Below are 14,350 nucleotides of genomic sequence, written 5' to 3'. Positions count from 1 at the left end.
CTATTTCGATCAAGTATGGACCTATGGGAATCGAGCGTGTCATCGGTCGTATCGAAGGTGTTATCCCGGGAGCTCACTTCGGCAGTCGAATGGATGTAAAAGATGCCAAACTGCATCAAGCTAACCAAAAGGGAATATCTTCGCTTATAGATAAAAAGGATGGCCGGCGAGTTGCTGATGCGATCGTTCTCAATGGCGGATACATCGACGATGACGACCAGTGGACCCACATGCGTTATACGGGTGCATCGGATGGAAAGGATCGAGACTCAAGCACTGGGCATCTGCTCCGTAGTCAATCGTGGTCGCACAGCGATAATGCGGCTCTCAGGCTCAGCTTTGAGCGAGGTTATGAGATCCGTGTGATTCGTGGCTATGAAGGCGATAAGCGCTATTCCCCTGCCAAGGGCTATAGGTATGATGGCTTGTATCGGATTGTGGCAATTCGCACAGCCTTGTCAAAGTTTCCTGCGCCGGATGGTAGTGACATCGAGATTTGCCAGTTCGATCTGGAACGTCTACCCGAGTCTGAGCAAGGACATGCAGCTCCAGAAGCTCGTGTTGCTAAGGCTCTGGAAGAGTTGGAAGATCTTTCAACGCAGTCAGGTGAGGAGAGATATCCAGAAGTTCGGACTGCGTCGGTTCAGCGCTTGATGCGAAGTGTGGCGACAGCACGACGAGTCAAGGAACTTTACGGCGGAGAGTGTCAACTCTGCGGGTGCCGTTTGCTTGGACCGGATGGCACAGTGCATAGCCAGGGTGCACACATAAGGCCACTCGGTAAACCGCACAACGGTCCCGATGTGGAACAGAACATCCTGTGCGTTTGTCCGAACTGTCATGTTCGGCTGGACGTTGGAGCGGTAGTGATGGACGAGGATTTGTCCATCACCGTGCGCGCCGCAATGTTCGGAGAGGTGCTCTTTTCGAAACTTAAGACCAAGGGCTGGCATCGAGTGCATCCGGATTACATCCGTTACCACCGCGAGTGGTGGGAGAAGCAGTAGAGGCCGCCTTTCCTCTGCACTGCACTCTGCAATCGGCGGGTCATAGACAGCGCGTCACGGCGACCTCGGCCTCCAACACATCCCGGAGCCCGCGCTCCTCGGCCTCCACCAGCGCGAAGGAGTGGTTCGCCATCAATCGCACCAGGCGCTCGTCCGCAACCTACTCGTCGCGAAGGAACCGCGCCGCGTCCAGCGGATGAAACCCTGTTGCCCCAAGACGGGACGCGTACCCCACGTCGTGCAGCGTCGCGGCGGCTACCAGTAGGTCAGCGTCTTCTCCAACGACACGGTCAAGTCCGGCAGTGCGCCCGGCCACGCCGAGCGAATGGGCCCACCTCCTGGGAAGTTCAGCCGAGAGTTCAGCCCTCCTCACACGCTGGGCCCATTCCACTGTCGACTCGTTCATGGCCGGGTGGCTCATACCCCAGTGCCGTGGCACTTCTCATAGTTCTGCCCTGTCCCGCACCAACACCCCGTCCCCTTCTCCGGCGGCCAAGTCACTGCCCTCCCCCTCGCCGCCAGCGTCGTCGCGTACTGCGGCAGCAGCGGCACGTATTCAGGGGGTGAGCCCTCCGACGCCGCGAACGCCTCGTAGGAGGGGACCGTGCCCGTGACGATGCCCAGGTTGGCCGTTCCGGAGGAGGCCAGCTCGCGCAGGGCGGACTCTATGGTCGTCAGGTGTTGTTCGTGGGACGGGTACTCGGCGCCGAGGGACGGGTAGGCGGACAGCAACTCCGCCAGTTCCGCGGCCGGCCAGTGCAGGACCGCCACCGGGAACGGGCGGGACAGGGCCTCGCGGTGGGCGTCGAGTTCGGCGCGGAGGCGGGAGATCTCGGCCTCCAGCTCCGCCGGGTTGTCCGAGCCGAGCGACCACACGCGTTTGGGGTCGTGGAGTTCGTCCAGGGACACCGAGGCGGAGTGGAGGGTGTCGGCCAGGGTGTCCCAGTCGTCGTGGGCCGCGCCCAGCATCCGGCGGACGCGGTGGCGGCCGAAGAGGAGGGGGTGCGTGGCGTACGGGGGTTCCGGGACGTCCGTCAGGAGCAGCGTCGCGCCCTGTGTGAACGCGTCGTGTGCCGCTTCCAGCTCGTCGTGGGACTCCAGGGCCTCCGCCACGATCACCCAGGGCGCCGGGTCGCGGGGGGCGGCGGTGCGGACGCCCTCGATGATCGCGCGGGCCTCCGCCTCGTGGCCGTACTCCCAGAGGTTGGCCGCCTTCAGGGCCCTTACCAGGTGGGGCGTCTCCAGGGGGTTCGGGGCGGACAGCAGGCGGTCGTAGAGCGCGGTCGCGGCGGGGCGGTCGCCGGCGAGTTCCAGGTGGGCCGCGGCCTGTAGGAGCAGGGCCTCGGCGTCCTCGGGATACAGGCCGGCGGTCCGTTCCAGGCGTGCCGCTTCGGCGGTGTGGTCGACGTTCTCGGCAGGCGTGTCGGGGCGCATGGGGGACACCGTACTGCCGATGACCGACGGCGAGGGCGGCGCCCAGGGACCGGCACGGGGAGGGCGGAGGGGGCAGCGGCGCTGGGAGGAGGGGTGCCTCTACGCCGGGCGGGGCGGGGTGAGTGCCGGTGGCGTCGGTGGCGCGAGGGCTTCGGTGGTGGGGTGCGGGTAGTTGGGGCGTGGCTCTGGTGAGTTGGCGGGGGTGCGCCTATCGTGCGGGCGGCGTGCGGGCGGCAGCGGTGCGGCTTGGGCGCGGTGCCGGTGGCTTGGGTGCGCTGCCGGTGGCTTCGGCGGTGTGGGTGGTGGGGCGCGGGCAGTGGCTTCGGGGGTGGGCGCGGTGGGAGGCGGATGTGCGTATGCGGGCTTTCGGTGTGCGCGGGGTGCCGGTCGTGGCCGACGGCACGCGGCGGCGGCGTGCCCGGCGCCGACGGGTGCTGTGGGGCGGGGGCGAGGCCCTGGTGACCGTCGGGGTCGTCCTGCTGCTGCTCGTCGCGCACCAGATGTGGTGGACGAACCGGGAGGCCAGACAGGGGGCCGAGCGGAAGGTGCAGGCGCTGGAGCGGGAGTGGGACGCCGGCGGCCCCGCGGACCTCGGCACGGTTCCGGCGGCGCCGACCGCGTCGGCCGCGCCGTCGGCGAGTCCTTCGGGTGCCGGGGAACGGCAGCGGTCGTACACCGTCGCCGGTGCGTCCCGGCCCGGCCGCTCCCAGGCGTACGCCGTGCTGACCGTTCCGCGGCTGGGGCTGCGGGTGCCGGTCGCCGAGGGCGTCGACCGGCGGGGTGTGCTCGACAAGGGGTACGTTGGCCACTATCCCGGCACCCAACAGCCGGGCCAGGCAGGCAACTTCGCGATCGCCGGGCACCGGAACACGCATGGCGAGCCGTTCCGCCGGCTGCCCCGGCTGCGGGTCGCGGACACGATCGAGGTGGAGACGGGCGCGGCGACGTACACGTACGCCGTCGACACGATCCTGCCGCGCACGTCGGCGCGTGACGCGGGCGTCCTGCGGCCGGTGCCGCGCTCGGTCGTGAGGCCCGGGTACGGCTATGCCGAGCCGGGCTACTACATCACCCTGACCACATGCACCCCGGAGTTCACCTCCCGGTACCGGATGGTGGTGTGGGGAAAGCTGCTGTCGATGCGACCGCGGTCCCGGTGACGGACGGGTCGCCCGCCCGCGAGCTACCCAACGGTACTGCGGCTCCCTCGGCGGTACGGCTTCCCGGTGGGTACGGCTCCCTTGGGAGTACGGCTCCCCCTCGGGTACGGCTCCCCTGGGGGTAGGGCCTCCTGGTGGGTACGGTCCCCTCGGGTACGGCCCCTCGGGTACGGCCGCCCCGAGTACGGCTCCCCTGGGGGTAGGGCCTCCTGGTGGGTACGGCCCCCTCGGGTACGGCCCCTCGGGTACGGCCTCCCGGTGGGTACGGCCGCCCCGAGTACGGCCCCCGACGGGCACGGACCCCGGCCAACACGCCCCTGGCGGGTACGGCCCCTGCGGGCGCAGCTCTCGCGGGCGCCCCCTGGCGAGCCTGGCGTGATCCCCTCGGCGGGTGGCGACCGTCGCGTTGGGCGCCGCAGCCGCAGCCGCAGCCGCAGCCGCCGCCCGCCGGATCCGGTCCCGCCTGCTGGGCACAGGCTCGCGCCGCCCCCGGTCCCGTTTGCCGAGAACAGAGTCGGGTCAGCCCCGGCCCCGCCTGTTGATCACGGGCTCGGATTGTCCCCGGTCCCGCCTGCTGAGCACAGGCGACGGCCATCCCAGTTTCCGCCTGTTGAACACAGGCTCGGGCCTCCCGGTCCCGCCTGTTGAACACAAGCTCGGGCCTCCCGGTCCCGCTTGTTGATCAAGCGCTCGGGTCACCCCCGCTCCCGGAGTGCCAGCACGCTTGCCGCGCCCGCCACCGCCAGGCCCGCCGACACCACCATGGCCACGTCCGCGCCATGGGACAGGCCCCCGCCGGAGGACGTGGCCAGGGCGATGGTCAGGGCCACGCCCGCGCAGGAGCCGATGTAGCGGAACGTCTGCTGGGCGCCCGAACCCATCGCCGCCCGCTCGACCGGTACCGACTCCACCGCCAGCAGCGGAAGCGCCGCGTTCAGCAGGCCGCTGCCCACCCCGCCGAGCACCAGTCCCGGCAGCAGCCGGACCCAGGAGTCCGTGTCCAGCGCGCCCAGCATCGTGACCACGCCGACCGCGTGGAGCAGGAAGCCGACCGCCAGTTGGCCGCGCGGCGGCACGCGTCCGGACAGGCGCTTCGCCTGGAGCGCCACCGCGAAGGACAGCCCGGACCAGAGCAGGATCAGCCATGCCGTGTTCATCGGCGACAGGTGCAGCGTCTGCTGCATCAGCGCCGGGAGGTAGCTGAACAGACCGATCACCGTCAGCCCGGTGAACAGGCCGCCGGCCGAGGACGCCAGGAAGCGGGGGCTGCGCAGCAGGCCGAGGTCGATCATCGGGGTGCGTACCCGCCGCTCCACGACCGTGAAGACGCCGCCCAGCACCACGGTCGCCGCCAGCAGCAGCCCCACCGGCGCCCGCAGCCAGCCGTCCCGGCCCAGGGTGAGCGCCGCGACGAGGGCGACCAGCGCAAGCCCGAAGGCCGTGGCCCCGGCGGTGTCCGGCCGGCCGCCCCTGGGCGAGCGTGACTCGGACAGCACACGGACGCCGAGCCCCGCGACGAGCAGCGCCGCCGCGCCCAGGACGCCGTACGCCACTCGCCAGTCGGGCAGCGCGCCGGAGACCAGCGGGCCGACCGCGATGCCGCCGCTCACGAACGCGCCCCACACGCCGGTCGCGTGCAGCCGCCCGCGCGGGCTCGGGTACGCCGCCACCAGCAGGCCCAGACTGCTCGCCAGGAGCGCCGCGCTGGCCGCGCCCTGGGCGACGCGGGCCAGGGTGAAGGCCCAGGTCGACGTCGTCAGGCCGCCCAGGGCCGTGGTGATGCCGAGGGCCAGCGTGCCGCCGAGGAAGACCCGGCGGCGGCCGTAGTCGTCGGCGAGGCTGCCGGCCACCAGGAGCAGCGCGGCGAGGCCCAGCGGGGCGCCGTTCAGGAGCCACGCCTGGGCGGACAGGGGGGTGTGCAGGGCCGCCGCGGTGTCCGGCAGCGTGACCATCGGCGCCGTGTACGTCATCAGGGCCACCGCGGTCGCGGCGCTGGTCAGGGCCAGGGTGGCGGTCGGCCGGGGGCGCGGGGGCGACGCAGTCGACTCCACAGAGTCCACAGAGTCCGCCGCGTGCGTCGCGTGCGCCGTGTGCGTGCCGGGCGGGGTGCTCCGGGAGGTCGCGCCCGTGATGGTTCTTTCATTGAACCTATCCATGCGCGCCACCGTAACACTGTCGGTTCGGTCATTGAACCAAGGCGTCGGAAAGTGGCTAAGGTGGTCTCCATGGCACTGGGCAAGGACTACGCGACACAGGAGTGCTCCATCGCCCGCGCGCTGGAGGTCGTCGGCGAACGCTGGACGCTGCTCGTCGTCCGCGACGCGATCTACGGCGTCCGGCGCTACAACGACTTCCTCGGCCACCTCGGCATCCCGCGCGCCGTCCTGTCGGCCCGGCTCAAGACGCTGACCGAGGAGGGCATCCTCGACCGGCGCCGCTACCAGGAGTCGCCGCCGCGGGACGAGTACGTCGTGACCGAGCGCGGCGCCGCGCTCTGGCCGGCGCTGCGGGCCCTCGGGCTGTGGGGCCGCGACCACCTCATGGACACGCGGCTGCGCGCGTTCGAGCACGCGGACTGCGGTACGGAACTCGGGCCCTACGGCGAATGCCCGGCCTGCGGAACCATCGTGCCCGTCGGGGACGTTGTCCTCGTGCCGGGTCCCGGACTCGACCCCGACCCGGCCGATCCGGTCAGCCGGGCGCTCCTGAAGCCGAAACGGCTGCTGGAGCCGCTGGTGATCGAGCCCGGTCAGCCGGGCGAGCCCGCGTAGGCAGGGGAGCCCGCGTAGGGGAGCCCGCGCAGGCGGGGATCGGGTACGACAGCGGGTACGACGGGGATCGGGGTACGACTGACAGCACGGTCGGCAGTACGGTACGCATGAGCGCGCGAGGGGAGGGGTGATCGATGGTCCGCAGCCGGTCCGCCCTGCGTCCCGCCGCCGTCCTCCTGCTCCTGCTGCTGGAAGTCGCCCTGCTCGACACCGGCGCGCTGTCCGCCACGGTCGCGCTCGCCGCGACCGCCGCCGCGGCGTCCGCGCTCGCCGTCTGCGTCCTGACAGCCGCCCGTTGCGCCCCCGCCGTAGCGCCGACCCGGGTCCGTACGGCCATCCGTGACCGGGCCCGCCGCACGGCCTTCCTGCCGCAGCGGGACCCCGACGCCTCGGGCCGGCCACGGCCCAGGGCACCCGGGCACGCCCTCACGGCGACCACCGCGTAGGGCTCACCCGGACACCCGGACACCGCGAACTCGGAACACCGGGAACACCTGGGACACCCCGGACACCCGGGACACCCGGACACGTACGTGACCCCGCGCGGGCCGTCATGCCGCCACGCACATCCATCCCCCGGCACGACGAGACCCCACGGAGGGCTCACCCATGTCCGTTTTCGCCAGCCTCGTCGAGCGGCTCGCCGAACTGCTCGCACCGCTCTTCCACGACTCCGCTGCCGCCGCCGCGATCGTCCTGTTCACCGCGCTCGTACGGCTGCTGGTGCATCCGCTGTCCCGGGCGGCGGCGCGCGGGCAGCGAGCCCGGGCCGCGCTCCAGCCCAGGATCGCCGAACTCCGCGAGAGGCACGGCAAGGACCCGCGCGCGTTCCAGCAGGCCGTGCTGGAACTGCACGCCGAGGAGAAGGTGTCGCCGCTGTCCGGCTGTCTGCCCGGCCTGTTGCAGCTGCCCGCCTTCTTCCTCCTCTACCACCTGTTCTCCAGCACGACGATCGGCGGCCGGACCAACGGGCTGCTCACGCACGAGCTGTTCGCCGCGCCGCTCGGCGGACGGTGGGCGGACGCCCTCGCCGACGGCGGCCCGTTCGGTGCGGCGGGCACCGTGTATTTCGTCCTGTTCGCCGTCGTCGCCGCCGTCGCGACGTTCGCCTACCGGCGGACGAAGCGGATGACGGCGGCCGAGGCGCCGGTGCCGGCCGACGCGCCGGTGCCGGCCGGCACCGGGCCGGTCCCCGGGCTCGCGGCGGTCGGCCGGGTCGTGCCGTTCCTGTCGTACTTCACGCTGCTGACCGTGGCCGTGGTGCCGCTGGCCGCCGCGTTGTACGTGGTCACCAGCACGACGTGGAGCGCGGTCGAACGGGCCGTGCTGTACCGGTGAGCGCGGTGGTTGTTTGGGTGCGGGTTGTGTGTGGCTGGTCGCGCAGTTCCCCGCGCCCCTGGGTGGGTGGGGTGTGGGTGGTTGTTCGGGTGCGGGTTGTGTGTGGGTGGTTGGGCGGTTCCCCGCGTCCCTGGGGGACTTTAGGTGGGTTGGTTCAGGAGGGTGGCCAGGGTTCGCCAGGACTCGCGGGGGAGGGCGCCTCGGGGGGTGGTGTCGATCACCTGGAGGGCCACGTGGTCGGCGCCCGCCTCGTGGAAGGCGGCGATGCGCTCGCGGATCCGGGACGCGTCGCCCCAGGCGAACAGCGCGTCGATCAGGCGGTCGCTGCCGCCGTCTCGCAGGTCGTCCTCGGTGAAGCCGAGCCGCAGGAAGCTGTTGGTGTAGTTGGGCAGGGTGAGGTACATGGCGAGGGTGTCCCGGGCCAGGGCCCGGGCGCGGTCCGGGTCGCTCTCCAGGACGACCTTGAACTCCGGTGCCAGCAGGGGCTCTTCGCCCAGGATCCGGCGGGCCCGCGCGGTGTGCTCGGGGGTGACCAGATAGGGGATCGCGCCGGCCGCCCGGTCGCGGGTCAGCTCCAGGTTCTTCGGGCCGAGCGCGGCCAGGACCCGGCGCCCGGCGGGCACCCCGGCCGCGTCCAGCTCGTCCAGATAGGCGACCAGGGCCGAGTACGGGCGGCGGTACTGCTCGGCGAGCCTGGCGTGGCTCACCCCGAGGCCGAGCAGGAAACGGCCCGGGTGCGCGGACTCCACCTCGGTGAAGCCCGCGGCGCTGGTTGCGGCGTCGTAGTCCCAGATGCTCTGGATGCTGGTGCCGACGGTGAGCCGCGAGGTGGCCGCCAGCAGCGGCAGGGCGTGCCGCGGGGCGCTGTTGCCGCCCAGCCAGACCGCGCCGAACCCGAGCTGTTCCAGTTCGGCGGCGGCCTCGGCGAGTTCGGTGCGCAGGCCCGGTTCCTCCGAGCGCAGTCCGATGCTCCAGATGCCGTACCGGCCGACCTTTTCCTTCAGGGCGGTGCTCATGGTTCCGTTCCCTCCGGGTGGATGTCATTCCATGATCGCTGTCCGTTACGACGATTCAACCGGAGGGAGCCTCGGGATAGTCCCGGGGCGCGCTAATCCCGCAGGAACCGCTCCAGCGCCTCCACCACCAGGCGGTGGTCCTGGAGCTGTGGCAGGCCGGAGACGGTGACCGCGCCGATCACACCCACGTCCGCGACGGTGATCGGGAACGATCCGCCGTGGGCCGCGTACACATCGGGGTCGAGCCGGGAGGACTCCTCGAACGTCGTGCCCTTGGCCCGAAAGCGCGCGCCGACCAGGTAGGAGGAGGCGCCGTAGCGTTCCACGACGCGGCGCTTGCGGGCGATCCACGCGTCGTTGTCGGGGGTGGCGCCGGACAGCGCCGCGTGGAAGAGCTGCTGGCCCGCGCGATGGATGTCGATGGCCACCGGGGCCTGCCGCTCCCGGGCCAGCTCCACCAGGAGCGAGCCGAGCGCCCAGGCGTCCTCGCAGCTGAACCTGCGGAACACCAGTCGGCGTTCCTGCGCCTCCAACTCCTCTACGCTCGGGGTCAGTTCGGGTGTGGACCGCGGGGTGACACGCGGGTGCCCGCTCACAGCGTCACCGCCACGCCGTCGCGGGCGGACCGGCGGGCCGCCTCCAGTACGTCGAGGGCGTCGGCCGCCGCCTGTGCCGGGACCGGGTTGGGGCCGGCGCCGGTGAGGGCGTCGGCCACCGCGGCGTAGTACGCCGGGTAGTCGCCGGGCAGGGTGGGTACGGGGGTGCCGCCGCCGGTGAGCGGGGACTCGCCCGAACCGAGCCGGCCCCACAGGGACTCGGGCTCGGTGCCCCAGCCGGAGCCGGGCCGCAGCCCCTCGCGCAGGGCCGCCTCCTGCGGGTCGAGGCCGTACTTCACATAGCCGGCCCGCGAGCCGAGCACCCGGAAGCGGGGCCCGAGCTGGGCGGTCGTCGCGGAGACGTACAGATGGGAGCGGACGCCGCCGGCGTGCGTGAGCGCGATGAAGGTGTCGTCGTCGGTCTCGGCGCCCGGGCGGCGCACGTCCGACTCCGCGTACACCTGGGTGGCGGGGCCGAACAGGACCAGGGCCTGGTCGACGACATGGCTGCCGAGGTCGTAGAGCAGACCTCCGATCTCCGCCGGGTCGCCGGACTCGCGCCAGCCGCCCTTGAGTTGGGGGCGCCAGCGCTCGAAGCGGGACTCGAACCGCCATACGTCGCCCAGCGCGCCCTCGGCCAGCAGCTTGCGCAGGGTCAGGAAGTCGTTGTCCCAGCGGCGGTTCTGGAAGACCGACAGCAGCAGGCCGCGCTGCTCGGCGAGGGCGGCCAGCTCGCGGGCCTCGGCGGCCGTCCCGGCGAGCGGCTTGTCCACCACGACCGGCAGGCCCGCCTTGAGCGCGGCGGTGGCCAGCGGGACGTGCGTCTTGTTCGGCGAGGCGATGACGATCAGGTCCAGCTCGTCCGGGCGGTCGAACAGCTCGTCGGGGCGGGCGGCGAGCCGTACGTCCGGGAAGGCGGCGCGGGCCTGTTCCTGCCGCTCGGGGTTCGCGGTGACCACGGTGTCGAGGGTAAAACCCCCGGTGGCGGCGATCAGCGGGGCGTGGAAGACGGAGCCCGCCAGGCCGTAGCCGATCAGGCCCACGCGAAGGGGGGTGCCAGTCGTACCAGGTGTCATGCGCCCACTTTCACAACGCTGTTGCCAAAGTGCAAGTGTCGGAGAGAATGGGGGCGTGAACCGGGCGGACGGAATAGACACGGCAGACAGGGCGGGCGGCGGAACCGACGGAACCGACGGAGCGGACTGGGCGGACTGGGCGGGCGGTGGCGTGACGGGCATCGGGAGCGCGGCGGCGGGGGCGGCCGGCGCCAACCTGCTCGCCCTGCGCAGCCACAACACCGCGCTCGTGCTCGATCTGCTGCGCACCGCGGGCACCGCCGGGATCAGCCGCCTCGAACTGGCCGAGCGCACCGGGCTGACCCCGCAGGCCGTCAGCAAGATCACCGCCCGGCTGCGCGCGGAAGGTCTCGCCGCGGAGGCGGGGCGGCGCGCGTCGACCGGCGGCAAGCCGCGGACGGTGCTGCGGCTGGAGCCGGCGGCCGGACACGCGGTGGGAGTGCATCTGGACCGGGACGAGGTACGGGTGCTGCTCTGCGACCTCGCCGGGGCGGTGCTGGCCGAGGCGCGGTCCGCGCTGCATCTGGGCGCCGGCGCGGACGCGGTGGTCGAGCGGACCGCCCGGCAGGTCGAGGAGCTGCTGCCCGGGGCGCCGGGGGCGCCGCTCGGCGTCGGGGTCGCGCTGCCCGGCCCGCTGGATCATGCGCGGGGTGTGCTGCACCGGGTGACCGGGTTCCCCGAGTGGGACGGATTCCCGCTGCGGGACGCGCTCGCGCGGCGGCTCGGGCGGCCCGTGGTGGTCGACAAGGACACGAACGCGGCGGCGCTCGGGCTGGCCGTCGCAGGGGAGGGCGACTCGTTCGCGTATCTGCACCTCGGTACGGGGCTCGGCGCCGGGCTGGTGATCGGCGGGAGCGTGCACCGCGGGGCGCGCACCGGGGCCGGTGAGTTCGGCCACCAGGTCATCCAGTTGGACGGGCCGGTGTGCGGGTGCGGCGCCCGGGGCTGCGTCGAGGCGCTGTGCCTGGCGGCCGTGGCCCGCGGTGACCTCGCGGAGGCGGCGCGCGTGCTGGGTACGGGGGCGGCCAATCTGGTGGGGCTGCTGGATATCGACCTGGTGCTGCTGGGCGGCCGGACCGTGGCGGCGGCGCCGGGGGAGTTCGTACCCGGGGTGGCGGCCGTACTGGCGGACCGGGCCCACCGCAAGGGCACGCCAGGCGACGCGACTTCTGTCCGGCTCGCGGCCGGCGGAAGCCGAGGGGTCGCACGGGGCGCGGCCCACATGGTGCTGGCGCCCTTGTTCGGCCGCCGGGACGGCTGACATCGGCCGCCGCACTTCCGCCCCGGGCGGCCGGCCTCTGCCTCCCAGCCCTGTCGTTCCTCAACCCCGGGGCCCGGCGCGGGAGCCGTAGCCGACCCCCGCCTGCCACCCCTGTCGCCTCCCAACACCCGCGCCCCTCGCGGGGGGAGCGGGGTGCGGTAGGTGTTTGTGCCTGGGGGCGGTGCTCGGGTCTGCCGGTCCCAGGCGCGCGCGTCGGCGTGCCGCCGCGCCCCGGGCAGCGGCCCCGTTTACCCACCCCCGCGCGGGGGCGCGGGGGTGGGGCGCGGTCGGCGCACGTGGCGTCGGCGTGGACGGTCACGATGTCGCCACGGTCGGCTGACCGCCCGTGACGGCCGGTTCGGCGCAGCCCTTACGCTGGGGGCGTCGGTACGCCGTGGTTCCGGCGCCCATGACCGTACGCATGCCAGGAGACCGAAGCACATGGCAGACCGCAAGCCCATCGAGTCCTGGCTCACCGACATGGACGGTGTGCTGATCCACGAGGGCGTGCCGATCCCCGGCGCCGACGCCTTCCTGAAGAAGCTGCGTGAGTCCGCCCGCCCGTTCCTGGTCCTCACCAACAACTCCATGTACACCCCGCGCGACCTGCACGCGCGGCTGCGCCGTATGGGCCTGGACGTGCCGGTGGACAACATCTGGACCTCCGCGCTGGCCACCGCCAAGTTCCTCGACGACCAGCGGCCCGGCGGCAGCGCGTACGTCATCGGCGAGGCCGGACTGACCACCGCGCTGCATGACATCGGCTACATCCTCACCGACCAGGAGCCCGACTACGTGGTGCTGGGCGAGACCCGCACCTACTCCTTCGAGGCCATGACCAAGGCGGTGCGGCTCATCCTCGGCGGCGCCCGTTTCATCTGCACCAACCCGGACGAGACCGGCCCCTCCACCGAGGGTCCGCTGCCCGCCACCGGTGCCGTGGCCGCCCTGATCACCAAGGCCACCGGCCGCAAGCCGTACTTCGCGGGCAAGCCGAACCCGCTGATGATGCGCACCGGGCTGAACGCGATCGGCGCCCACTCCGAGACCAGTGCCATGATCGGGGACCGCATGGACACCGACGTGCTGGCCGGCATCGAGGCGGGCATGCAGACGTACCTGGTGCTCACCGGCCTGACCCGGCCCGAGCACGTCGAGGACTACCCGTACCGGCCGTCCCGGGTGGTGGACTCGATCGCGGACCTCGTCGACCGCATCTGAAACCTCTGTGACCCGAACGGCGCAGTCGGACGCCGTCGAAGATGCGGGCCCACGGCCCACGGGGGACCCTCCAGGTACTGGAGGTTTCACGATGGGCTCACTACCCCTCACTCTCGGTACGGGCATCCTGGCCGCCGCGGCGCTCACACCGGCGGCGTACGCGGCGGACGGCGGCGGGGTCTCGGTGGCTCCGGCCGCCCCCGCCCCCGGCGCCGACGTGGACCTGCGGGTCACCGGATGTGACACGAGCACGGGCACCGCGGTCTCCGGCGCGTTCGCCCGGGACGGCATCCTCACCGGTTCGTCCGGCGTCCTCACCGGCCGCACCCGGATCCGTACGACGGCCCCTGCGGGCCCCCACGACGTGCGGATCGCCTGCGGCGGTACGCGGATCACGGGCACGGTCACGGTCGCCGGGGACGGCCCCGGCACCGCGTTCCCGGCTGGTGGCGTACGGCCCGGGGACCCGCCCGCCGCACCGGCCGACGCGGCGGGCGGCGACACCGCCTACTTCGCCTCCGTCGCCATCCGCTCCGCGGGCCCCGGCCTGGTGCACGCGGTCATCGGTGTCGTTCTGGTCGGCCTCGCCGCGGTCGTCGTCGGGCTGCGCAGCGCCCGCCGGGGCCGCGGCAAGGACTGAGAGTGCCCGTCATGTCCTCTCGTGTGCGGCACGCCGGGGCCGGTCGGCTGGCCGTCGGCGTGTTCTGGGCGCTGCTGCTGCTCGGGCTGTGGCTGTGGGGCCGCGAGGCGGCCGAGGTACCGCCGGGGGTGTTCGGTCCTGCCACGGGTGACATGGCCGCGGTGGGGCGCCCGGCCGGCACCGAACTGCCCCCGGCGGCCGAGCCGTTGGCGGTCGCGCTGCCCCGGCGCCTGGAGATCCCCGGACTCGGGGTGCGGGCATCCGTCGTCGGCCGCGGCCAGGACGGCCAGGACGGCCAGGAGGGGCGGGACGGCCAGAGCGGCCAGAGTGGTCAGGACGGGCAGGACGGCAGGGACGCCGCCGGACCGCCGTCGGCCACCCGGTCCGCGGCCGTGGACTGGTACGCCGCCGGGACCAAGCCGGGGTCGGCCGGGACCGCCGTCATGGTGGGCCGGGCGGACACCGGGACGCGGCCCGCCGTCCTCGACCGGATCGGCGCCCTGCGGCCCGGCGAGACGGTCCGGGTGGCCCGCGACGACGGCACGGTCGCCGAGTTCACCGTGGACGACGTACGCGAGCTGCCCCGCGACCGCTGCGACGCCGGGCGGGCCCCCGGGCCCCGCGAGGCTGGCCGCGCCGAGCTGCGGCTGATCGCCTGCGCCGCACCCGCCGGCCGGGCGGGCGAGGGCGCCGCGAACGTGATGGTGTCGGCGTACCTGACGGGAACGGGCCGGTGAGGCGCCCCGTCGTCTCGCTCGCTCCCCCCAAGTCGCCGCCCGGGAAAGGCGGGACCGTCGTGGCCTCGTGACCGGGACGGCGGGTATGCCAGG

The 14,350-nt window shown here is 72.8% G+C and carries 14 protein-coding genes and 1 pseudogene; 9 read left to right on the top strand and 6 right to left on the bottom strand.

The window, feature by feature from the left end:
• Positions 1–23 precede the first annotated feature (23 nt).
• Positions 24–1,007, top strand: coding sequence for a YDG/SRA domain-containing protein (locus AC27LF_RS03360; protein WP_479655926.1), 984 nt, complete (start codon positions 24–26; stop codon positions 1,005–1,007).
• 64 nt (positions 1,008–1,071) lie between these two features.
• Here AC27LF_RS03360 and AC27LF_RS03355 read toward each other — a convergent pair.
• Both AC27LF_RS03355 and AC27LF_RS03350 read right to left on the bottom strand, forming a co-directional pair.
• Positions 1,072–1,413: pseudogene (locus AC27LF_RS03355) on the bottom strand (HD domain-containing protein); the annotation flags it as partial.
• A gap of 11 nt (positions 1,414–1,424) precedes the next feature.
• The gene (locus tag AC27LF_RS03350; RefSeq protein ID WP_479655927.1) at positions 1,425–2,441 is read right to left on the bottom strand and encodes an SEC-C domain-containing protein; all 1,017 of its coding nucleotides are present in this window, start codon (positions 2,439–2,441) and stop codon (positions 1,425–1,427) included.
• A 356-nt stretch (positions 2,442–2,797) separates the two neighbouring features.
• On the opposite strand from AC27LF_RS03350, the gene AC27LF_RS03345 reads away from it, so the two are divergent.
• The gene (locus tag AC27LF_RS03345) at positions 2,798–3,601 is read left to right on the top strand and encodes a class E sortase (RefSeq protein ID WP_479655928.1); all 804 of its coding nucleotides are present in this window, start codon (positions 2,798–2,800) and stop codon (positions 3,599–3,601) included.
• A 695-nt stretch (positions 3,602–4,296) separates the two neighbouring features.
• Here AC27LF_RS03345 and AC27LF_RS03340 read toward each other — a convergent pair.
• Positions 4,297–5,652, bottom strand: coding sequence for an MFS transporter (locus AC27LF_RS03340; protein WP_479655929.1), 1,356 nt, complete (start codon positions 5,650–5,652; stop codon positions 4,297–4,299).
• 174 nt (positions 5,653–5,826) lie between these two features.
• Here AC27LF_RS03340 and AC27LF_RS03335 point away from each other — a divergent pair, with 174 nt between their 5' ends.
• The 3 genes from AC27LF_RS03335 (at position 5,827) to AC27LF_RS03325 (ending at position 7,710) form a co-directional block, all read left to right on the top strand.
• Complete coding sequence (locus tag AC27LF_RS03335) at positions 5,827–6,372, top strand: winged helix-turn-helix transcriptional regulator (protein WP_479655930.1); 546 nt, start codon at positions 5,827–5,829, stop codon at positions 6,370–6,372.
• A 134-nt stretch (positions 6,373–6,506) separates the two neighbouring features.
• Positions 6,507–6,818: a DUF6412 domain-containing protein gene (locus tag AC27LF_RS03330; protein ID WP_479655931.1), complete on the top strand. Its 312-nt coding sequence runs from the start codon at positions 6,507–6,509 to the stop codon at positions 6,816–6,818.
• Positions 6,819–6,981: 163 nt separating this feature from the next.
• On the top strand, positions 6,982–7,710 hold the full coding sequence (locus tag AC27LF_RS03325; RefSeq protein WP_479655932.1) for a YidC/Oxa1 family membrane protein insertase: 729 nt from the start codon (positions 6,982–6,984) through the stop codon (positions 7,708–7,710).
• Between the two features lie 140 nt (positions 7,711–7,850).
• On the opposite strand, the gene AC27LF_RS03320 is transcribed toward AC27LF_RS03325, so the two are convergent.
• From AC27LF_RS03320 to AC27LF_RS03310, 3 genes are all read right to left on the bottom strand, one after another.
• Positions 7,851–8,726 (bottom strand): LLM class F420-dependent oxidoreductase, encoded by an 876-nt coding sequence (locus AC27LF_RS03320; protein ID WP_479655933.1) that lies wholly within the window; start codon positions 8,724–8,726, stop codon positions 7,851–7,853.
• A gap of 92 nt (positions 8,727–8,818) precedes the next feature.
• Complete coding sequence (locus tag AC27LF_RS03315) at positions 8,819–9,322, bottom strand: heme-degrading domain-containing protein (RefSeq protein ID WP_479655934.1); 504 nt, start codon at positions 9,320–9,322, stop codon at positions 8,819–8,821.
• A complete protein-coding gene (locus AC27LF_RS03310) occupies positions 9,319–10,398 on the bottom strand; it encodes a Gfo/Idh/MocA family protein (protein ID WP_479655935.1) in 1,080 nt (359 codons plus the stop codon). Before AC27LF_RS03310 ends, AC27LF_RS03315 begins: the two co-directional genes overlap by 4 nt.
• Before the next feature lie 55 nt (positions 10,399–10,453).
• Between AC27LF_RS03310 and AC27LF_RS03305 the strand changes: the two genes are divergently transcribed.
• The 4 genes from AC27LF_RS03305 (at position 10,454) to AC27LF_RS03290 (ending at position 14,257) form a co-directional block, all read left to right on the top strand.
• Entirely contained in the window at positions 10,454–11,659 is a 1,206-nt protein-coding gene (locus AC27LF_RS03305) for an ROK family transcriptional regulator (RefSeq protein WP_479655936.1), read from the top strand.
• Between the two features lie 441 nt (positions 11,660–12,100).
• A complete protein-coding gene (locus AC27LF_RS03300) occupies positions 12,101–12,880 on the top strand; it encodes an HAD-IIA family hydrolase (RefSeq protein ID WP_479655937.1) in 780 nt (259 codons plus the stop codon).
• Between the two features lie 91 nt (positions 12,881–12,971).
• On the top strand, positions 12,972–13,520 hold the full coding sequence (locus AC27LF_RS03295) for a hypothetical protein (protein ID WP_479655938.1): 549 nt from the start codon (positions 12,972–12,974) through the stop codon (positions 13,518–13,520).
• An 11-nt stretch (positions 13,521–13,531) separates the two neighbouring features.
• Positions 13,532–14,257 (top strand): sortase domain-containing protein, encoded by a 726-nt coding sequence (locus AC27LF_RS03290; RefSeq protein WP_479655939.1) that lies wholly within the window; start codon positions 13,532–13,534, stop codon positions 14,255–14,257.
• Positions 14,258–14,350: the final 93 nt, after the last annotated feature.

This window comes from Streptomyces diversicolor (assembly GCF_057537855.1).
The sequence above is the reverse complement of the archived record's forward strand: the minus strand, read 5'-3'. Positions and strand labels throughout refer to the sequence as shown.